Genomic DNA, 20,608 nt, shown 5'->3' with positions numbered 1-20,608 from the left:
GCTTTTAGTTTTTAAAATTTTTACCAAATTTTTAAATTTATGCCCAATTTTCACCTTTTTACTATTTTTTTAACACCGCTTAGCTAAAATTTGCACATTGTGAGGGAGAATCATGCTTTTTGTTGAGCTTTTTATAATTGGAATCGGCGTTGGTTATATAGCTGGATTTTTTGGCATAGGCGGTGGTACGGTCGTCGTTCCTATCATGGTCGCTTTTGGATACGATGTGAAAACAGCCATCGGTATAAGCGTCATGCAGATGATATTTAGTGCGACTTTTGGCTCATACCTAAACTATAAAGCTGGGTTTTTAAAATTAAACCGTGGCGTATTTTTGGGGCTTGGCGGTCTTGTGGGGGCAAGCTTTAGCGGTATCATCGTCTCTCACGCACCAGCACTCTTACTTGAGTCTATGCTTCTAGCGACCTTTATCTTTTCACTTATAAAGCTATACTTTTCGCCAAACAGCGACGGCTCAAATGCCAACAACTCGGTCTTTTTGCTATTTTTAGTTGGTGTTTTTGTTGGTGTTTTTGCCATTAGTATTGGCATCGGCGGAGGCGTCTTTATAGCGCCTATCTTGGTAGGCTTTTTACATTACGAACTGAAAAAAGCGGTCTCAATGGGCGTATTTTTCGTTATGTTTGCAGCCATCGCTGGCTTCATCTCGCTCTCGCTAAATGGTCACATCTCATATCTTGAGGGCACATTTTTAGGCCTTGGCTCGCTAATAGGCGCATACTTTGGCACCAAAAAGACGCAAAATACCGACAAAAAAACACTTAAAAAATGGTTTTTACTATTTTATATATTGATGATCATCTTGATCTTAAAAGATATGTTTTTTGAGTAAGAGCATGGCTAAATTTGCCACGCTCTTTTTTTAAATTTCTTCAAAAAAGTAGGCTTCACTTAATTTAAAAGCAAGCTTACCTAGTTCGTCTTTACTTAAATTTACGCTCTTTGCGATATCTCCTAAACTAGCTTTGCCATCAAATTTTAAAGCGGCCTTGATCTCTTCATGGCTTAAATTTAACTTGCCATTTAGCTCATTTGCCAAAGAGATAACTAGTGAGCTAGCATTTAAAAAATACTCAAGATACGCAGCAGCTCTAGGCTTTAGTTTAGTTTTGCTAGGCTCATAGATAAGTGCTTTGAGTTTTGAAGAAGAAATTTTAGTGTTTTGATCATTTAAAATTTCAAGTAGTCCCACAAAAGCTTCGTTTGCATTCTCGCCAAGTGCCGTTTTTACTTCGCTTAAATTTAAGCTTTGTGGATAGCTTTTGCTTAAAATTTCTTGCGTTTTTGTTCTTGGCTGCTCGCTAAAATATGCAAAATAAATCCTATCAAGCTCGCTCTCTCCAAGCACCGCGTCAAAGTCCTCAGCACCGCCAAGCCTCTCCTTGTGAGCGATGAGGCTTTTTCTAAATGATCTATTAAATAAAAAATCGTTTAGTTGCTCTTTTTTGATGCGAGAGTTGTAATTTTGCTCGATATGTGCGTCAAAGCGGTAAATTCCAGTCGAGCTTGCAAAGATATCATTTAGCGAAGCGTCTATGACGTAGCAAAGTCCGTGTTTGTCGATATGTTTAGCAAAGTTATGAAAGTAAGTTGGCTCATTGCTAGCCTCCAAAAAATCATGCAATATATAATAATCATTGCCCTTTGCGATGATGCTTTGTAAGAAATTTAGCTGCGTTAAAAGAAGCTTCATACTATCTTTGTATACGACATCGCTTTGACTTTGCAGGCTAAATTTCAAATAATCCTGTAAGAAATTTAACTCACTTTTTACGTGAGCAAGTGCTTCTTTGCTGTCATTACCTGAGCTTACAAAAAGCATAAAATCTCTTAAAATATCAAGGCTCTTCCAGCCAGGATAGGTATTATACGAAACATAAGCGATACCATCCTCGCTAAGTAGTGCTTTAATCGTGGCAAGCAGTGCATCTCTTACATTTGGGCTCACCCAGCTATAAACACCATGAGCGATAATATAGTCAAATTTCCCAAGCTCTTTTATATCGCTTTCGTTCATGTGCAAAAAATTTCTCTCAAGCAGAGTAAAATTTTCTAAACCTATCTGCTTTGCCACATTGTTACCTTCAGTCACTTGATGGCTTGAGATGTCGATACCAACGACTTTTGCATTTTTATGTGAAATGGCAAATGGCAAGATGTTACCGCCATATGATGAGCCAAGCTCAAGCACTCTAGCCTCTTTTAAGCTAGCTGCTTTAAGCCCCAGAAATTTAGCAACCGCTTCTATCCTAACTGGCGAACAGTCGCTAAATGCGGCCGAGAAATAAGGAATTTCATCGTAAGCTTTCTTTGTTTTATTCATCAGCTATGTTTTCTTTCAAATTCTCTCATAAACTCACCAAGTTTTTCAACGTCGCTTTGGCTAACGGCGTTATAGATAGAAGCTCTTATGCCGCCAAGATGTCTATGACCTTTTAGCCCTATCATGCCCTCTTTCAGCGCCTCCTCGACGAAAACTGGCTCAAGCGCATGATCTTTTGGTATCGTAAAGCTCACATTCATATCTGACCTGCTTGATTTTTTAGAGTGACCTACGTAAAAGCCATTTGAGCTATCGATAATGTCATAAAGCGTGCTTGCTTTTTTGGCATTTATCTTCTCAACCTCTACAAGTCCGCCAAGATCTAGTAGGTGCTGCATGGTTAAATTTAAAAGATAAATTCCAAAAGTTGGCGGCGTGTTGTAAAGTGAGTTTGCCTCTACGTGCGTTTTGTATCGCAAAAACATAGGGACATTTTGGCTGCTCACGCGATCAACTAGATCTTTTCTTATAATAACGATGGTCACGCCACTTGGACCTGCATTTTTCTGAGCGCCGCCGTAAAGCAAACCGATACTACCAAAATCAAGCGGTCTAGCGAAAAAATCGCTCGAAGCATCAACAACTAGGGGTGATTTGGTCTTTGGCATAGCCTTATACTGTGTGCCGTAAATCGTATTATTTGAGCAGATGTAGGCGTAGTCAGCATCGTCACTAAATTTAAACTCAGGTATGTAAGAGAAATTTTCATCCTCACTGCTTGCTACGACATCCACATTTACGCCAAGTACTTTTGCCTCTTTGATGGCTTTGTTTGTCCAAACGCCAGTGTTTGCGTACTGGGCCTTGCCACCTTGATATAAATTCATTGGTATCATGCTAAATTGCAAGTGCGCGCCGCCTTGAAGAAATAAAATTTCATACTCATTGCCGATATTATAGAGCTTTCTTATCTTCTCCATCGCGCCAAAGTGGATCTCCTCAAAGGTTTTACTTCTGTGGCTGATCTCCATGATCGAGTAGCCCTCGCCTCTGTAGTCGGTAAATTCGGCCTTTGCATGCTCTAAAACGCTTAGTGGTATCGCGCTTGGGCCTGCGCTAAAGTTGATTTTTCTACTCATTTTTACTCCTTGATAATTGCTTTTTTATGTGTATTTTGCGAGATAAGCTCGATCTCATCGTCTATTTTTAAATCCCTAAGATCAACTCTCTTGCCGTCTTTTCTAACCTCGATAAGCCTTTTTGTACTCTCAAAAAAGAGCTCCCTCATCTCATAAGCCTTCTCTAGTGAGTTAAATGCTGAGCCAAGGACTAAAATTTTTCTTTGCACGGCGTTTGTTAGGGCATTTTGCTTGTTTGTCATCTCGCTAAATTTTAGCTCGATCCTAGCTTTTAGGGCATTTGATGAAAATTTAGAAAGAAGAACATTTAGCAAATTTTGCTTCTTTGTGATCTTTAAATTTAAAGCGCTATCAAGATCGTCGCTGAGCCTGTCAAGATACTGAAAAAATGCCTCTTCATCAGGCAGCAGATCAAGCATAGCTGCACTTGGCGTAAGCGATCTGCGGTCTGCTACAAAGTCGCTTATAACGTAGTCGATCTCGTGTCCGATAGCGCTTATGACTGGCGTCTTTGTAGCGTAAATTTCACGAGCTAAGCCCTCGTCGTTAAAGCACCAAAGATCCTCTTTACTACCACCTCCGCGAGCCAAAACGATCACATCAACGCCGTATTTATCGGCTCTTTTTAAAGCTTTTATAAGCGAGCTTGGAGCATTTTCACCTTGAGTTAAAGCGTCAAATATATAAATTTCGCTTAATTTCCAACGACTCGTCACGACCTTTAACATATCCTGAAGCGCTGCCGAAGTAGCACTTGTGACAAGGGCTATTTTCTTAGGTAAATTTGGTATCTCTTTTTTTGCGCTTATATCAAAAAGTCCCTCATTTTCGAGCTTTTCTTTAAGCTGCTTAAACGCAAGCTCAAGCTCGCCCTCGCCATCAGGCAGCATCGTACTAGCCACTAGCTGATACGACCCGCTTGGCGAGTAAATAGTCACTTTGCCATAAATTTTTACTTTTAACCCATCTTTTGGCAGGAATTTCACCTTTTGGTTATTCATGCGATACATCACAGCTGAGATGCTTGACTTTTCGTCCTTTAGCGTGAAGTACCAGTGCCCAGAGGCATGCTTAGTAAGGCGCGAAATTTCGCCACTTACCTCGACATAGTCAAGTGTGGCTTCAAGCAGTGCCTTTGCTTTTTCGTTTAGCTCAGAAACACTAAGCATTGATTTCTCTTACCTTTTTAGCAATAAATAGTGTCGAGATATCCATGCTAAAGCCCTTGCAAAGCTCTATCTCAAAGCCAGCCTCCACAAGCTCATCGCAAAAGCTATTTGCATCGAGGAAATTTTCTATAGAGCTTGGCAGATACTCGTATGCCTCTTTGTTTTTTGAGATAAAGCCACCAATTTTTGGCAAAATTTTACTTAAGTAAAAATCTCTTAGCGAGGTTATAAGGCCTTTTTTCTGGCGTTTTGTAAATTCAAGTACGACTACATAGCCATTTAGAGCAAGCACTCTGTTAAACTCCCTAAGCGCAGCCTTTCGCTCGACCACATTTCTAATGCCGTAGCTTATGCTTAAAATTTGAGCCTCCCCGCTTGCAAGCGTTGTATTATCAGCGTAGGCCTCTATAAATTTAAAATTTGGAAATTTCGCTCTCGCCTCTTTTAGCATGCCACTTGAGGGATCGATGCCAGTAAGGCTTTTTATCTCAACGCCAAATTCTTTTGAAATTTCACTCCAAAGCCCCATCATATCGCCAGTGCCACAAGCCACATCTACAATATTTATGCTTTTGTTTTTAAAAATTTCTAGCATATATCTGCAAGCAAATTTCCTCCAGCTCACATCCACACCAAGACTTAGCACTCTGTTTGCGACGTCATAAGTCGGAGCGATCTGGTTAAACATATCAACGATTTTTTCTTGTTTTTGCATAAATTTGCCCTTTTATATGTAGTAAATTTTTAAATTTCTTGAAATTTTGCGAGTTGCTTTTATAAATTTAAGACGTTTTTTTAGTATCTCTTCTCTACTTTTATAAATTTGCTTGTAAATTTTACTCTCGAGCCTCTCTTTATCTGGCATTTCTGGAAGCCTTTTAAGGATACCGAGCCAGACGTCATAGTCTTGAAGATTGCCAAAAATTTCTTGCATCTGTTTTAGCTTCTCTTCATACTTTTTAAGCCCTTCAAAATAGAAAATTTCACACAAAAACTCATATATGTATCTCATCTTTTTAAGCTCTATCCTAAGATCATGAAAGCTCTCATTTGGGCAGTCTTGATTAAGGCTTTTTAGCTTTTTTTGAGCTAAAACCAAAAGCGTTCTAAGCTTAAACGAACCAAGGCGCGAAAGGCTTACATCAAAGAGTTTTGACTTATAAAATTCACCCTCATTTAAAAATATCTCCCACTCTTTTAAAAATGCGTAGTTTTCTTCGTCACCAAGGTAGCTTTTTACATTTTCATACTCTAAATCTAGAGCCTTTTTCACAAAATATATAGGCTCATTTGCATGTTTTTGCTCGTTTAAAAAGCTTAAAAATACATCCAAATCTCGCTTTTTATTTGTCGAGTTTGCAAGCATTTTAAAATTCTCACCAAAAAAAAGTGTCACTTTCTCATCAAAAACGCCACTAAAAATTTTAAGGATCGATCTAACCTTTCTTAAATTTACGCGAAGCTCATGCAAAACTTCTTCATCTTTGTCTATCAAATACTGGCTTTTTAGCCTTTTTATTACTTTAAAAATACTAACAAAAAGGACTCTTAGCGCCTCTCCGCTTTTTAGATTTGCAGCAAAATTTGGCAGAATTTCTTTTTCTTTTATGATTTTATAGGCTTTTTTGTAGTCAATTTGTTCATTTTCATTAGCATGGATGGCAAGAAATTTGTTTTTATATCTTTTATCGCAAGTTACGTCACTTAGGCAAAAATTTTCTAAAAACGGCGGTAGCTTGAAAAAGACAGCTTCATTTTCATCGCTAAATTCGATTTCAAATGTACAAAGCCCGTTTAGTTCATTTTTAAAAATATCAATATTGCAAGGATTGTTATTTAGTTTAAAAGTGTATCTATCTTTTAAGATGACGCTACCGATGCGGCTTTTAAGAGCCTTTTTAAACTCCACTTTTTCGCAAAATTTTTCATTTTCTTCTCTGATTAGACCTTTGCCAATCTTTACAGTTTTTATAAATTTATCCTCTTCACTCCGGAAGCGGATCTCTTCATTTTGCGTTATCTTGGTATAAAACTGAGAAATTTCAAGATGCTTAAAGACTACTCCAGCTTCTTTTAAAAAATCTAGAATTTGAGAATTTTTGAGTAAAAATTTACGCTCTATCTCCAAACTCACATTTTTCTCCAAAATTTTTTTGTTCATTTTAGCAAGTTAGTGCTTAAAACAATGAGAAAATGCTAAATTTAGGCTTATTTTAAAAGTATTTTTACAAGAAAAGATGGAATTTATGCTGCTAAATAGCAACATAAATTTTATTTACAGTGTTTACAGCTTTTTACGCTAGCTACGATATTTAGACGCTCTATTATATTTCCGATCTTCTTTTCTAGTGCTTCTTGGTATTTTCCAAGCTCAGCATCATCGTAGCTCACGTCCTCGACGCTTCCACAGCTTTCACAGACAACATGGATATGTGGATATTCGTAGATGTCATATCTAGCTTTTTGATTGACAATATTTACTTCAACTACGAGACCTTCGTCTTTTAAAGTATTTAAATTTTTATAAACAGTTGCTAGAGAAACAGATGGACTCTCTTTTAAAATTTCATCATAAAGCTCATCAATCGTTGGGTGCGTGTGGCGATCAAGAATTCTTAAAACGCTAAGGCGTTGTGGCGTGACTTTTAGCCCAGATTGCTTTAATAATGATACGTATTGCATAATGCTTTTCCTTGTTTTTATTTTGGCTTATGCTAGCAAAAATAATATTAAACATTACTTTATTAAATGATATTAATTATTCTCTAGTAAATTTTTAGTGATCTGCTCGGCACTTATACCAAGATGCTTTTCGACCTCAGCAGTTGAACCATGGGGGATAAATTTATCTTCATACTCAAAGCTAATGACGCTTATATTTGAGATTTTATTTTCTTGTAAAAATGCACTTACTATCTCACCAATACCGCCTTTTTTGGCACTATCGCTAAAGATGTACCATTTTTTAGTGCGTTTTGTAAGACCTAATAAAAGCTCACTATCAAGCGGCTTTGCAAAGACGAGATCAACCAATATCACATCAAGCTTGCCAGCAAGTAAATTTCTAACCAAATTTGCCTTGCCAACGCTGTTGCCATAGCCTAAAAATACAATATCACTATTTGCATCAGCTAAAATTTCACCCTTGCCAAACTCAAGTGGCTGAGCTTTAAATTCATCTCTTAAGATAAACGCCCCACGCGGATATCTAAACGCGCTAACACCCTTGTATGAGTAGGCAAATTCCATAACATTTTTCATGCTCTCTTCGCATCTTGGGGCAAAAAGAACCATATTTGGCACAGCGTTTAAAAAGCTAATGTCAAAGGCACCCTGATGCGTTTCGCCATCCTCGCCCACAATACCAGCCCTATCCATCGCAAAGGTGATGTTTAAATTTAAAATAGAAGCATCGTGAATGACCTGATCATAGGCTCTTTGCATAAAGGTCGAGTATATCGCGACAAATGGCTTAAAGCCCTCTTTCGCCATGGCTGACATAGAGGTAACTGCGTGCTGCTCAGCTATCGCCACGTCCCAAAAACGATCTGGAAATTCTTGTATCAAGACGTCCATACCAGTGCCTGTTGGCATCGCGGCCGTAACACCAACGATATCGCTATGCTCTCTTGCCATCTTTAAAAGCTGTTCGCTAAAGATCGCAGTGGCTGATTTATTTGACTGTCTTTTGATAAATTCGCCACTTTTTAGATCAAATGGCCCAACTCCGTGCCAATTTTCATAGCACCCCTCAGCAAATTCATATCCTTTGCCCTTTAGCGTCTGTACATGCACTATGACTGGTTTTTTCATATTTTTGGCAGTTTCAAATGTACTAAGAAGCGCTGAAAGGTCATGTCCATCAACTGGGCCTATATACTCAAGTCCAAGCTCTTCGAAAAACATGCCAGGAGTGATGAGTCTAATGCCCTCTTCGATACGTCTAGCCATGTATGCAGCTGAATCTGGCATATAGCTTAGAAATTTCTCAACCCTGCCCTTAAATTTTTGATAAAACTGCCCTGCCATCATCTGGCTTAGATACTTGCTAAGTGCGCCTATTGGCTTGCTTATGCTCATCTCGTTGTCGTTTAGGATGATGACGCAAGGATATTTTCTGTCCCCCAGCTCATTTAGCGCCTCGTACGCCATTCCGCCACTTAGTGAGCCATCGCCTATGACAGCCACTGGCAAGCGATCTTCATTTTTAAGTTTTATTGCCTTTGCAGCACCAACTGCTAGAGATATAGATGTCGAGCTATGCCCTGCTACAAAGTAGTCAAATTTACTCTCGCTTGGCTTTGTATAGCCGCTAATACCATTAAATTTCCTAAGAGTATCAAAACTATCCCAGCGTCCAGTTAGTAGCTTATGCGCATAGCTTTGGTGGCTCACGTCAAAGATAAATGGATCTTTTGTGACGTCAAAAATTTTATGCATCGCAACGATGATCTCAACCGCACCGATATTTGAGCTAAGATGTCCGCCGTTTTTACTGACGGTAGCTAAAATTTTATCTCTGATGTCGTGGCAAAGTATGTTTAGCTCATCGACACTTAAGCTTTTTATGTCTTTATTCATTATTTACCAACATTTTTAGCTTTTCTAGCCTTGTTTGCATAGTCGCATCGATATTGCCACCATCGCTTATAATAACCACGCCGCCTTTGCTTATAGCATCATCAGCGCTTATTTTGACGTGTTCATTCTTGCTAAATTGCTCTTTTATATATTCGCTATCTTCGGGATTTACGCGAATTTCTATATTTTTAACATTACTTAGCTCTTTTATAAGCGAGCTTGCTAAATGATGAGCGATCTGATTTGAAGAGGTTGAAATTTCTTTATCGATTACTTCTTTTGCGATTTTTATAGCAGTTTGCCCGAGCTCTTCTTCGATCTTATTTAAAAACTCATCAAATTTAACATACTGCTCATCTAGCTTTGCAGCTGAAGCGCTAAATCTAGCCTCAAGCTCATTTATCTTCGCTTCATTTGCCGCATTTGCCTGGGCGATACCCTCATTTTTGCCATCCTCTTTTGCACGAGAAATTTCAGACTCAAGGCGTTTAGCAAATTCGCTCTCTTGATTTTCTATTTGCATTTGAAGTTTGATGATGTTGCTGCTTAGTTCATCTGTTTTTTTAAGCAATTCTTCGACAAAGCTTGACTCGCCTGTTTGCTGCATTTGTGGACTTTGAGCCTGAGAAGCAAAGTGGTTTTGTGGGCTTGCTTGTGTTTGGTGGCTAGCTTGAGGAACAAAATTTTCACCCTTTTGCCCAAAATTTTGCTCGCTTAGCTCTTCACTAAGATTATTTTCTTCTATCAATACAGGAGCACTATCTGCGGCTCGCTCTCCAACTCCAAGCACCTTAAATCTGTAATTTTCTATAAAGTGAGCTGGAGAAGTCTCACTAGTTATTACACTGCTTTTCATTCTATCATCTCATCTGCTTCGCCAACTTGGAACACACCTTGATCAGCTAGAGTTTGCACTGTCTCTACTATGCGTCTTTGAGCCTCTTCAACATCTTTTACACGCACCGCACCAAGATATTGCATCTCCTCTTTAAAGGCTTCTGCTGCACGCTGAGACATATTTGATAAAAATTTATCCTTGATGCCATCGCTTGAGCCCTTAAACGCGATCATAAGGTCTTTTTTATCGACATTTTTAAGAATTTCTCTAATCGCAGTTGCGTTAAGGTTGATAATATCTTCAAAGGTAAACATAAGCTCTTTAATCGTTGTTGCAAGCTTATCATCACTTTGCTCAATACGCTCGATCGTGCTTTTACTAGCTTTTTGCCCAAGTCTATTAAGCACTTCTGCCACGGCTCTTGGACCGCCAACTTCGACTTTGTATGATGTAAGACTTTCAAGCTTGCCCTCAAGTACGGTTGAAACACGCTTAATTACCGATGGGCTAATATCACCAAGATTTGCCATTCTAATAACAACTTCGCTTCTTAACTCATCTGAGAAAAAACTAAGCGTTTCAGCAGCGCTCGTTGAGTCCATGTGAGCTAGTATTAGTGCGATGGTTTGAGGGTGCTCTTTTATGATAAAGTCTGCAAGCTGTTGTGGTTTTATCTTATCAAGATAGCCAAAGCTTTTTGAGTTTTCCATGCTTTTTGCAAGCTTATCTAAAATTTTCTGAGCAGCCTCTGGACCAAATGTGCGGTACAAAATTTCTTTTGCGTACTCTAAACCGCCACTTCTCATATATTGATTTGACTGCATTAATGCGTAAAATTCTTCTAGTACGGCACTTGCGACTTGTTTGTCTATGTTTTTTGCGGTTGCGATATAGCCTGAAATTTCAGTGATGACATCAACATCCATGTGAGAAAATATAAGAGCAGTTGCCTCTTCGCCAAGCTGAATCAGCAAAATAGCAATCTTTTCAGGCATCGATAGATCATCATAAATCATTTTTTGCTTGTCATTTAGCTTTATTGACATCAAATTTCCTTATGCATATTAAAGTCGCTGTCATTTTTTACCATATCTTGAAGTAGCATTGCTATCTCTTCATTTCTTTCTGTGATGACCGCTCTCATTTTCTCAAGTAAAACATCGTATTTTAGTTCATCTTCATTAAACTCGCCACTAAGTCCTAGTTGCTCTTCGACCTTTTTGCGAGCAGCTTTAAATTTCTCAAGCGTATCTTCGGCATCTACCTCAATATCTTCAAGACCATCTTGAACTTGCTCCTCTTCTTCTTTTGTCTCTTCAAGCATCTTTTGCATAAATGGCACAATGACTTTTTTGTAGAAAATATAAAGCAACAATGCTGCAAAAATATATTTTAACAGCGGCATAAATGGCACTACATAGTTATTCACAAAGCCATCCATCTTCTCGCTAGTGCTTATATCTTTGCCAGTTTTAAACTCAAAGTTATCTAAGCTTACTTCATCGCCTCTATTTTGGTTATAGCCGATTGATTGTTTGATTAAATTTGTGATTGATTCTCTTTGCTCTTTGGTAAGTGGGGCAAATTCAAGCTCGCCAGTTGGCTTGCCGTCGCTATCTTTTTTACTCTGATAAAGTCCGTCTATAACGACAGCTGCACTTACTCTGTTTATACTAGCAAACTGCCCTTTGATGCTTGTTACTTTCTTTGAAATTTCATAGTTTGTCTGCTGCGAGCTTTTGTTGTACTGCTCTTTTAAAGTGCTGTCATCAAGGCCTTGAACAGGGCCAATGTTGCTAACTGCACCTGGGACGCCACCTACTTCATTTGGAGCTGAGCCTTGGCGTTTTTCTTCGATATTGCTCTCGCTTCTTACGACGTTATTTGGGTCATAAACTTCACTTTTTGTATCTTTTTTGTCGAAGTCAAAGTCGATATTTACCTTTGCTACGACCTTGTCCGCACCGCCCACGATAGGAGCTAGTACATTTACGATCTTTTGCTCGTAATTATTTTCAAACTCACGTTTATAGCGTATCTGCTGAGCTATAGCATCACTATCAAACTCACCGTCTTCATCGCCAAGTGCGACTCCGTCTTGATTGACGATCTTTACATTTTCTGTGCTCAAGTTTGTAACAGAGGCAGCGACAAGGTTTTTAATACCAAAAATTTGCTTTGCGTTTAGACTAACGCCTGGCTTTAGCTCAACAACGATAGAAGCGGTTGGAAGCGCTTGTCTTTCAGTAAAAACGCTCTCTTTAGGGATAGCGATACGAACAGTCGCTTTTTGGATAGAAGAAAGACTCTCGATCGTTCTAGCTAGCTCGCCCTCAAGCGCTCTTTGAAATTTTACTCTCTGCTCGGCATCAGTCGCACCAAATTCCTGCTTATCAAAAATTTCAAAGCCGATTTTGCTCTCTTTTGGTATTCCAAGCGTTGCAACAGCGATACGCTCTTTATAGACATCGCTCGTTGGCACAAGAATAGTGCCTTCGTTTGCTAATTTATATTTAATGCCATCTTTGTTTAACTGATCAAGTATTAAGGCTGAATCGTTTGGGCTAATATTTTCAAAAAGGACGCTGTAGCCTGCAAAATTTTCGCTTTTATTTTTATAAAGTGTCAGAAAGACCAAAAATGCCACGACCAAGACGATCGAGCTAGCTGCAACGATTTTTTGCTTCAATGAAAGCTTTTGATAAATTTGACTTATTTGATGAAGTAATGCCTTAAAATCCATATCCCTACTTTAAAATTTGCTCTAACTCTTCAAAAACTCTATCGTTTTGCCATGCCTGACCGATGGTGATTCTCACCGCATTTAAGGCGTAGCTTTTTAAATCTCGTAAAATTATACCTTTTTTTAGCATCTTTTCGCATATCTGGCTTGATTTTGGCTCGTTAAATTTAAAAGTTATGAAATTTGTGTAGCTTGGGATAAATTCGATGCCATTTTGCTTTGCAAACTCCTCATATCTCTTCATTTGCTCAAAGTTATTTTGCATAGTTTTTTGCACAAATTCATCATCTCCAAGCGCTACTATCGCTGCTCTTAGGCTTGGAGTTGTGATGTTAAACGGAGCTCTTAGCTTTGAAAGAGCGCCTATGATCTCTTCATTTGCCACGCCGTATCCCACGCGCATGCCGCCAAGTGCGTAGGCCTTTGAGAAAGTGCCAAGATAGATGGCATTTTTAAATTTCACCACCTCGCTTGGCTTTATCTCTTTTTTGCTATCTTTAAATTTAGCAAATTCGTTGTAAGCACAATCAAGCACAACAAGCGTGTTTTCATCAACGCTTTTTATAAATTTAAAGACCTCATCTGCGTCCAAACACTCGCCCAAAGGATTGTTTGGCAAGCAAAGAAAGATGACAGAAATTTCATCTTTATGCGCATTATAAATTTCTAAAAAATCTTTTAGATCATGTTCCACGCTCTTTGTGCGATAAATTTTAGCTCCAGTTTGCTTTGCATAAATTTCATACATCGCAAATGTCACGCCGGCCATCAAAACGCCACTTTGCTTATTTGCCTTTGCGTGAAGTGCGTATTCTATGATCTGATCACTTCCAGAGCCGATGATTAAATTTTTGCTAGTTACGCCAAATTTCTTAGCCAGCCCTTCTTTTAGCTCAAAGTAGCTATCGTCTGGATAGAGATGCGCTTTTTTAGCAACCTCTTTTAGCGCCTCTTCTACACGTTTGCTAGTGCCAAAAGGATTTTCGTTGCTAGCTAGCTTTATCACATCTTTTGCCTCGATGCCAAACTCTCTAACTACAAGCTCGATCGGCTTTCCAGCCTCGTAATTAACTAAATCATCTAAAAAATCATTAAACTTCATTACTCTTCTCCGTTTAAATAACTTCCTAACCAGCTTATCTCAGCACCGCTCTCTTTTGCGAGTTCAAAGGCGTTTTGCACCTTCTCATCGTCGATATGCCCTTCAAAATCAAGATAAAACATCGATTTAAACTCGCGTTGCTTAATAGGGCGTGACTCAAGTTTTGTGATATTGATATTTTCATTTTTAAAGATAGAAAGCAGATCAGCAAGGCGTCCTGGGCTGTGATCAGTCTTTGCAAGGATCGAAGTTTTCGAGTTTTCAATTCTTGCGTTTTTAAAATCGCTAAGAATGAGAAATCTCGTTCTATTTGCCATATTGTCTTCAATCGTCTCATAAACGATCGGTACGTTATAAATTTTTGCTGCGATCTTTGAGCAAATGGCAGCTGAGTTTCTATCCATTGATGCCATATATGCAGCTGCTGCGGTTGATTTTGCTGGAACAAATTCAATTTCGTTTAGCATATGATCTTCTAAAAATTTACGGCATTGATTATACCCTTGCGGATGTGAATAAATTCGCTTTATCTCTTTTAAATTTTCATTTATGCTAACAAAGCTGTGATGGATATCCACATAAAGCTCAGCAACTATTTTTATATCACTAAATTTACTCAAACAATCAAGCGTAGCGCCAACAGCGCCTTCGGTATTATTTTCAATAGGCACAACGCCATATTTCGCCTCTTTTTGAGCTAGCTTTGTAAAAACCGCCTCGATGGTCGCAAGTGGCAAATATGAACTCATCGCACCAAATCTACTCTGAGCCGCCTGATGCGTGTAAGTGCCTTCAGGCCCTAAATAGACGATCTTTTGAGGCATTTCTAAATTTCTACTTACAGCAAAAATTTCAAGATAAATGGCTTCAATAGCAGCTTTATTTAAAGCTTTGTCTTTGCTAAGACTAGTTAGTCGGTTTATGATGGCTCGCTCACGCTCAGGACGATATATAGGCGTTCCGCTAGTTTGCTTTAGCTTACCGATTTGCTCAACTAAAATCATCCTTTCATTTAGTTTATTTAAGATGAGATCATCGATCGCATCGATCTCTTTTCTAAGCTCATTTAGCTCTTGCATCAGCGCTCTCCAAAAATTCTCTCTCAAGTGCCACGACATCTTCAAAGCTCTCACGTCTTCTTATAAGTCTATCTTTGCCATCAAGCACGCAAACTTCAGCGGCTCTGTTTCTTGTGTTGTAGTTTGAACTCATGCTAAAACCGTAAGCTCCAGCACCTTTTACCACGATGATATCGCCGCTCTCGCACTCTGGTAGCTCTATATCTTTAGCCAAAAAATCACCGCTTTCACAAACTGGACCAACCACATCGCATGGGCCTAAATTTTTATCTTTGCCATAAACAAAAATTTCATGATGAGCACCATAAAGGCTTGGCCTTATAAGATCATTCATCGCACCATCAGTGATGACAAATCTCTTTTTGCCGTTAAATTTCTCATATAAAACGCTTGCGACAAAATAGCCAGCATTACCTACGATAAAACGCCCTGGCTCACATACGATAGTCACATCTTGACCCTTTAGTGCAGCTAAAATTCCTTGAGCGTAGTCATATAAATTTATCTCTTTTTCATCGTTATAAATGATGCCAAGTCCGCCGCCAACGTCAAAAAATTTAATATCAATCTCAAGCGCTCTTAGCTCTCTTAAAAGCTCGCTAACGATATTTGCAGCATCGATTATCGGGCTAAGTGATGTCAGCTGTGAGCCGATATGAAAATGTATACCAGTTGGCTCAAGAGAGTTAGAATTTTTAGCGTGAATGTACATTTTTTTGGCTGTTTCCGCATCAACACCAAATTTATTTTCATTTAGTCCTGTTGAGATATATGGGTGAGTTTTTGCATCGACACCTGGATTTACCCTAATGCTAATTCTTGCCTTTAAGCCTAGATCTTTTGCGATCTCTTCAAGCCTTAAAAGTTCAGCAAAACTCTCAACATTTATGAGTAAAATTTCATTTTTTAAAGCCTCTTTTAGCTCATCATCGCTCTTGCCAACACCACTAAAAATGATCTGATATCTCTTCGCGCCTGCTAAAAGCGCTCTTTTTACTTCGCCAATGCTAACACAGTCAAATCCAGCTCCAAGATCAGCTAGAAATTTTAAAACACTTAAATTTGAGTTTGCTTTTACCGCATAACAAATGAGAGATTTTCTAGCAAAAAATGCATTCTTTAGTGCTTCGTAGCGGTTTTTTATGTGGTTAAAATCATAAATATAAAGTGGGGTTTTGTATCTATTTGCAAGCTCTTTAAAATCCATAAAATAGCCTTTATTAAAATGGCTTGATTTTACAAAAAGCTTGCCAAAATTTGGCTTAACGATGCGATTTTATGAGATAAATGGCGTATACAAAAAGTAAAATGACTGGCAAAACTATACCAATCTCTGGCAAGATCACAGAAGTTTGTGCAAATTTTGCAAGAATAAAGAGCAGCCCCCAAACGACAAGGGTTATCACAACAAAGATAAAAGTCGAAAGTGCAAGATTAAAAAATCTACCAGTTACAGGCAAATGATAGTAAAAAATGAGCAATAAAAATGGTGCAAAAAATGGAGCGATAGCAAGGTTGTAAAAAGCTGTTTTTGCGCTATCAAGGCCGATGCCTTCATCTTTAAATGTCTTTATAAAATTTATCGCATCTGGGATATTAAATTTTGAGTTTTCAACGCTAACAGCGCTTTCAATACTCTTTGGCTTAAAGCCTTTTAATGCATCTAAGCTATCACTTTGTATTTTATTAAAACCAGCCTCACCAAGCTCTAAAATTTGCGGCAAAAGAGTTTGATTAACATCTTTTAAAATCCACTCATTGTCTTTAAAATTAGCGTGATTTGCAAATGTAGTTGAGAGTAAATTTGTGCCATTTATCTCAAAAATTCTAACATCATTTGCTATTTGATTAACAGAATTTAGCTCTTTTATGTAGATAAATTTGCCTTCAAATTTTAAAAACGAATCATTTGTGCTTTTTGAGAAAGCCGTATTTTTAGCGATGCTTTTTTGATAGTCGTGTGCATAGGCAAATGGAGTAAAATTTAAGCCAAAATAAAAAATAGTTATAAAAAGTGCAATAAAAAATGGTGGAAAAATTAAGCTATTTTTACTAATGCCAAGCGCATAAAAACTGATTAGCTCATTTGATCTGACCATATTTACATGTAAAATAATGAGTGCGAAAATGAGCGAAAGTGGCAAAACGTAACCAATAGCGCTAAGCGATGTAAGCCCAACATAAAGGAGCTGAAGGTTTGCAGATGGCGGCAGATCTTTTAAATTTGTAAGTAGATCGATACCAACATAAAATAGTTCAAGCGCTAAAAATACGATAAGAAAAGATTTTATATAGACCCAGCCAACGTATCTGGCATATAGTTTCATTTGATAAGACCTTTTTTTACCGTAAATTTTTGTGAAATTTCATTGATATCGCTCTTTAATAGCTCGCAAACTGCATTTTTTGTATAGGCTAGAATTTCATCTAAAGCCTTTTTCTCCTCGTCGCTAAACTCGCCAAGGACGAAATTTTTAGCATCGCCCTCATGCCCTATGCCAACACGCACCCTTTCGTAGTCGTTGCCGATTAGTCCGTCGATTGATTTTATGCCGTTGTGCCCACCGCTACTGCCGCCTTTTTTAAATTTAACAGCGCCAAAACTAAGATCAAGATCGTCGTGGATGACAATGATCCTATCTGGCTTATAAAAGTCTTTTACCGCCTTAACACTTTGACCTGAAAGGTTCATAAAGGTCGTTGGTTTTAGCAAGATAATGTCGTTAAATTTAAAAACTTCGCCTTGAAATTTAGCTGAGCTAACATCTTTAAAATTTGAGTCTTTTAGGAGGTCTATAAGAATAAAGCCTATGTTGTGTCTAGTGTTTTCGTATTTGGGACCAGGATTCCCCAGCCCCACTATTAGTGTCACAAAAGCCCTTTTTATTTAGCTTTAATAACTCCAAGTACCGCAACACGGTCAGCGTCAATAATAGTAACGCCTTTAGGAGCTGTGATATCACGAACCAAGATCGTATCATCAATGTCAAGTTTGCTTACATCAACATCAAATGAATTTGGTAAATTTTCAGCTGTGCATTTTACACAAAGACGTCTTTTTGACTGTATCAAAACACCCTTATTTTTAAGACCAATAGGTGTTCCAACTGGCTTAACTGGGATCATATATTTTGATAAAACGCCTGGAAGTGCTACTTTTAGATCTACGTGTTTAAGATCGCTTGTAACAACATCTCTTTGGTAATCAACAATAACGACATTATAAACTTTTCCGCCTACTTTTACATCAAAAGCAAGGCTCTCTTTTTTGCGCGCTTCTTTAATAAAGTCATTTACTTTAAAAGCAGCTGCAACATTCTCTAATCCCTTGCCATAAATGTTGGCGATTAGATAACCATCTCTTCTCAAAGCCTTCGCAGACTTCTTACCGATACTCTCTCTAACGATACCCTCTAACATCGTTTTCCTTTCATAAAAAAATAGGTGCTGATTTTATCCAATGCTTTATAAATTTCAAATAAAGCTTGTTTAAGAATGATCACTTTTGCTGTTTTTGTATTAGCTTAGGCTTCTTTATTTAAAGTGATTTCATAATATCATCAAATGCTGATACAAACTGCTTTAAACCGTCGCTTAATAAATCTTTATAAACGACATTTATATCTATCTCATTATTTTTTATAATCTGGAAAAAGCTTGAGATATTTTCTTTACTAGGCACATTTTTTGCCTCTGCTTTTTCTTTTATAAATTCTTTTATCGTCTCTATTGGTGCTGTATTTATAGAATTTTTATACATTAGCTCTCTAACGTAATAATCCCCTCTTAAACCACCGCCTTTTACACCTGTGCTTGCAAAAAGCGTTCTTACATTTTCTAGTCCAAAATCTTCGATCAGATGATATATATTTGCAGCATTCATTATGCCAATTTGTCCCGTTGGCAAGCTCTTTGCAGCCATAATCTCATCAAGTTTTCTATCAAATCTACTTACAAAAACACTTATCACACCTTTTGGCATAGTAGTATCTATAAAGCGACTTGCATAAGCTTTACTGCCTTCTTTAAAAGATTCAAGACAGTTTTTAGCCTGATCTGGCGAGAATATAAGCGTAGCATTTACGCTAATCCCCTTTGCCATAAGTGTGCTCATCGCCTCATAGCCATCTTTTGTAGCTGGAATTTTTATCATAACATTTGGCATTGATATTAGATTATGAAGTCTGATACCTTCCTCTATCGTTGCGGCTGTATCGTCACTTAAATTTGGATCAACCTCAATGCTTACAAAGCCATCATCGCCGTTTGCATAATTTCTTAACATTTTACATGCTGCAATTTTTATATCTTGAGTAGCCAAAATTTCATAAAGATCTTTTGGGTGGCGTTTATTGCTAGTTTCTATTATCTTTTTATAAGCAGGTGAAGCAAATGCTGTTTTAAAAATAGCTGGGTTGCTTGTAGCACCGTTTATAACATTATTTTCCAATAAAGAGTTAAATTCGCTTTGTAAAAAATTTCTCTCTATAAAATCACACCAAAGAGAGAATTTAGCTTCGTTGTCATACATTAGTTTCTACCTTATAAATTTTAAAATTTCACGCAAATCTTTAACATCAACACAATGTGTCGCTTCTTTTTTTAAGATATCTTTTGCACAAAATGCAATGCTAAGGTCGCACTTTCTAAACATCGATATGTCATTGGCCCCGTCCCCAACACACATTATCTCGTCCTTGCCTAAATTTAATAGTCCACACAAGCGGTCAATCATATCTCCCTTTGAACTACCAAACATCATTTCTCCGCCAACTTCACCACTTAAAATTCCATCTTTATGATGCAAGATATTTGCAAAATTTGCATCAAAATTAAGCTTTTTTTGCATTACATCGGTTGCATTGTGAAATCCACCGCTAAAAACCACAACTTTGATACCTTTTTGCTTTAAAGCCTCTATTAGCTCGCCAGCTCCAGGCATTATGGGTAAATTTTTGCAAATTTCATTTACTTTTAAAAGTGGCAATCCTTTTAAAAATTTTACTCTTTTTGTAAGACTTTCAAAAAAATCAAGCTCACCGTTCATCGAACGCTTAGTTATATTAGCTACTTCTTCACTAGCATTATTAGCGGCGGCGAGAATATCTATCGTCTCGCCGTCCATTATTGTAGAGTCAAAATCAAAAACACAAAGTTTTATCAAGCTATACCCTAAAAATCACGTTTTAAAAGGCTTTCAACTTTTAAGATCGTAAGGATATTTTGATCACGCTTACCAATACCATAAATCATGCCTTTGTCTTTTACTAAAGTCTCTGGTGGCGGATCGATCCTGTTGCGGTCTATTCTGATAGCCTCCGTCAAGCGATCTATCACAAAGCCAGCGATATTATCCGCATCTTTCATAACGATATATCTTGTGCTTGGGCTTTGTTTTGTGACATTTAGTGAAAAACGCTTACGCAAATCAATAAGCGGAATAACATTTCCACGTAGGTTAAATACGCCAAGAACATAATCAGGTACACTAGGAACACGTGTATATTCAATAGGTTTGATTATCTCTTGGATATTTAAAATAGGTATTGCGTACTCTTCCTCACCGACAACAAATCCTACTAGCTGAACTATATCCTCATTATTTTTTAACTCAGGACCATTTATTTGCTGTTTTTGTTTGCTTAAAACTTGATTTAGTTTATTGTTCATCCC

20 protein-coding genes are annotated in these 20,608 nt (G+C 37.8%); 1 reads left to right on the top strand and 19 read right to left on the bottom strand.

What is annotated here, in order from left to right:
- Positions 1 to 112: 112 nt before the first annotated feature.
- Positions 113 to 853 carry a sulfite exporter TauE/SafE family protein gene (locus tag CYP54_RS00535; RefSeq protein ID WP_103603778.1) on the top strand — a complete coding sequence of 247 codons (741 nt, stop codon included), beginning with the start codon at positions 113 to 115 and terminating at the stop codon, positions 851 to 853.
- Between the two features lie 30 nt (positions 854 to 883).
- Here the strand turns inward: CYP54_RS00535 and CYP54_RS00530 are convergent, their stop codons facing one another.
- From CYP54_RS00530 to CYP54_RS00440, 19 genes are all read right to left on the bottom strand, one after another.
- Positions 884 to 2,344: a methyltransferase regulatory domain-containing protein gene (locus tag CYP54_RS00530; protein WP_103603777.1), complete on the bottom strand. Its 1,461-nt coding sequence runs from the start codon at positions 2,342 to 2,344 to the stop codon at positions 884 to 886.
- Entirely contained in the window at positions 2,344 to 3,423 is a 1,080-nt protein-coding gene (gene serC / locus CYP54_RS00525) for a phosphoserine transaminase (protein ID WP_103603776.1), read from the bottom strand. Before serC ends, CYP54_RS00530 begins: the two co-directional genes overlap by 1 nt.
- Before the next feature lie 2 nt (positions 3,424 to 3,425).
- The gene (gene xseA, locus CYP54_RS00520) at positions 3,426 to 4,592 is read right to left on the bottom strand and encodes an exodeoxyribonuclease VII large subunit (RefSeq protein WP_103603775.1); all 1,167 of its coding nucleotides are present in this window, start codon (positions 4,590 to 4,592) and stop codon (positions 3,426 to 3,428) included.
- Entirely contained in the window at positions 4,585 to 5,307 is a 723-nt protein-coding gene (gene ubiE / locus CYP54_RS00515; RefSeq protein WP_103603774.1) for a bifunctional demethylmenaquinone methyltransferase/2-methoxy-6-polyprenyl-1,4-benzoquinol methylase UbiE, read from the bottom strand. The genes xseA and ubiE overlap by 8 nt, the downstream gene beginning before the upstream one ends.
- Positions 5,308 to 5,319: 12 nt before the next feature.
- Positions 5,320 to 6,753 carry a CYTH and CHAD domain-containing protein gene (locus CYP54_RS00510; protein WP_258033565.1) on the bottom strand — a complete coding sequence of 478 codons (1,434 nt, stop codon included), beginning with the start codon at positions 6,751 to 6,753 and terminating at the stop codon, positions 5,320 to 5,322.
- Between the two features lie 110 nt (positions 6,754 to 6,863).
- Positions 6,864 to 7,274 (bottom strand): Fur family transcriptional regulator, encoded by a 411-nt coding sequence (locus CYP54_RS00505; RefSeq protein WP_054197019.1) that lies wholly within the window; start codon positions 7,272 to 7,274, stop codon positions 6,864 to 6,866.
- A gap of 72 nt (positions 7,275 to 7,346) precedes the next feature.
- The gene (gene dxs, locus CYP54_RS00500; protein WP_103603773.1) at positions 7,347 to 9,173 is read right to left on the bottom strand and encodes a 1-deoxy-D-xylulose-5-phosphate synthase; all 1,827 of its coding nucleotides are present in this window, start codon (positions 9,171 to 9,173) and stop codon (positions 7,347 to 7,349) included.
- Entirely contained in the window at positions 9,166 to 10,029 is an 864-nt protein-coding gene (gene fliH / locus CYP54_RS00495; protein WP_103603772.1) for a flagellar assembly protein FliH, read from the bottom strand. Before fliH ends, dxs begins: the two co-directional genes overlap by 8 nt.
- Positions 10,026 to 11,057: a flagellar motor switch protein FliG gene (gene fliG, locus CYP54_RS00490; RefSeq protein ID WP_103603771.1), complete on the bottom strand. Its 1,032-nt coding sequence runs from the start codon at positions 11,055 to 11,057 to the stop codon at positions 10,026 to 10,028. The genes fliH and fliG overlap by 4 nt, the downstream gene beginning before the upstream one ends.
- Positions 11,057 to 12,754 (bottom strand): flagellar basal-body MS-ring/collar protein FliF, encoded by a 1,698-nt coding sequence (fliF, locus tag CYP54_RS00485; protein ID WP_103603770.1) that lies wholly within the window; start codon positions 12,752 to 12,754, stop codon positions 11,057 to 11,059. The genes fliG and fliF overlap by 1 nt, the downstream gene beginning before the upstream one ends.
- A 4-nt stretch (positions 12,755 to 12,758) precedes the next feature.
- A complete protein-coding gene (gene hisC / locus CYP54_RS00480) occupies positions 12,759 to 13,856 on the bottom strand; it encodes a histidinol-phosphate transaminase (protein ID WP_103603769.1) in 1,098 nt (365 codons plus the stop codon).
- Entirely contained in the window at positions 13,856 to 14,935 is a 1,080-nt protein-coding gene (gene pheA / locus CYP54_RS00475) for a prephenate dehydratase (RefSeq protein ID WP_103603768.1), read from the bottom strand. Before pheA ends, hisC begins: the two co-directional genes overlap by 1 nt.
- Positions 14,919 to 16,142, bottom strand: coding sequence for a diaminopimelate decarboxylase (gene lysA, locus CYP54_RS00470; RefSeq protein WP_103603767.1), 1,224 nt, complete (start codon positions 16,140 to 16,142; stop codon positions 14,919 to 14,921). Before lysA ends, pheA begins: the two co-directional genes overlap by 17 nt.
- 55 nt (positions 16,143 to 16,197) lie before the next feature.
- Entirely contained in the window at positions 16,198 to 17,262 is a 1,065-nt protein-coding gene (locus CYP54_RS00465) for an LptF/LptG family permease (protein WP_103603766.1), read from the bottom strand.
- Positions 17,259 to 17,807 (bottom strand): aminoacyl-tRNA hydrolase, encoded by a 549-nt coding sequence (gene pth / locus CYP54_RS00460; RefSeq protein WP_103603765.1) that lies wholly within the window; start codon positions 17,805 to 17,807, stop codon positions 17,259 to 17,261. Before pth ends, CYP54_RS00465 begins: the two co-directional genes overlap by 4 nt.
- 11 nt (positions 17,808 to 17,818) lie before the next feature.
- Positions 17,819 to 18,355, bottom strand: coding sequence for a 50S ribosomal protein L25/general stress protein Ctc (locus tag CYP54_RS00455; RefSeq protein ID WP_002939542.1), 537 nt, complete (start codon positions 18,353 to 18,355; stop codon positions 17,819 to 17,821).
- A 118-nt stretch (positions 18,356 to 18,473) separates the two neighbouring features.
- Positions 18,474 to 19,466, bottom strand: coding sequence for a transaldolase (locus tag CYP54_RS00450; protein ID WP_103603764.1), 993 nt, complete (start codon positions 19,464 to 19,466; stop codon positions 18,474 to 18,476).
- Positions 19,467 to 19,472: 6 nt separating this feature from the next.
- Positions 19,473 to 20,099, bottom strand: a complete 627-nt coding sequence (gene serB / locus CYP54_RS00445; protein ID WP_085658146.1) for a phosphoserine phosphatase SerB — start codon at positions 20,097 to 20,099, stop codon at positions 19,473 to 19,475.
- 8 nt (positions 20,100 to 20,107) lie between these two features.
- Positions 20,108 to 20,605 carry a chemotaxis protein CheW gene (locus CYP54_RS00440; RefSeq protein WP_085658145.1) on the bottom strand — a complete coding sequence of 166 codons (498 nt, stop codon included), beginning with the start codon at positions 20,603 to 20,605 and terminating at the stop codon, positions 20,108 to 20,110.
- Between the last annotated feature and the right edge of the window lie 3 nt (positions 20,606 to 20,608).

This window comes from Campylobacter concisus, assembly GCF_002914005.1.
Taxonomy (GTDB): Bacteria; Campylobacterota; Campylobacteria; order Campylobacterales; family Campylobacteraceae; genus Campylobacter_A; species Campylobacter_A concisus_N.
This window is presented reverse-complemented; position numbering and strand designations above follow the sequence as displayed.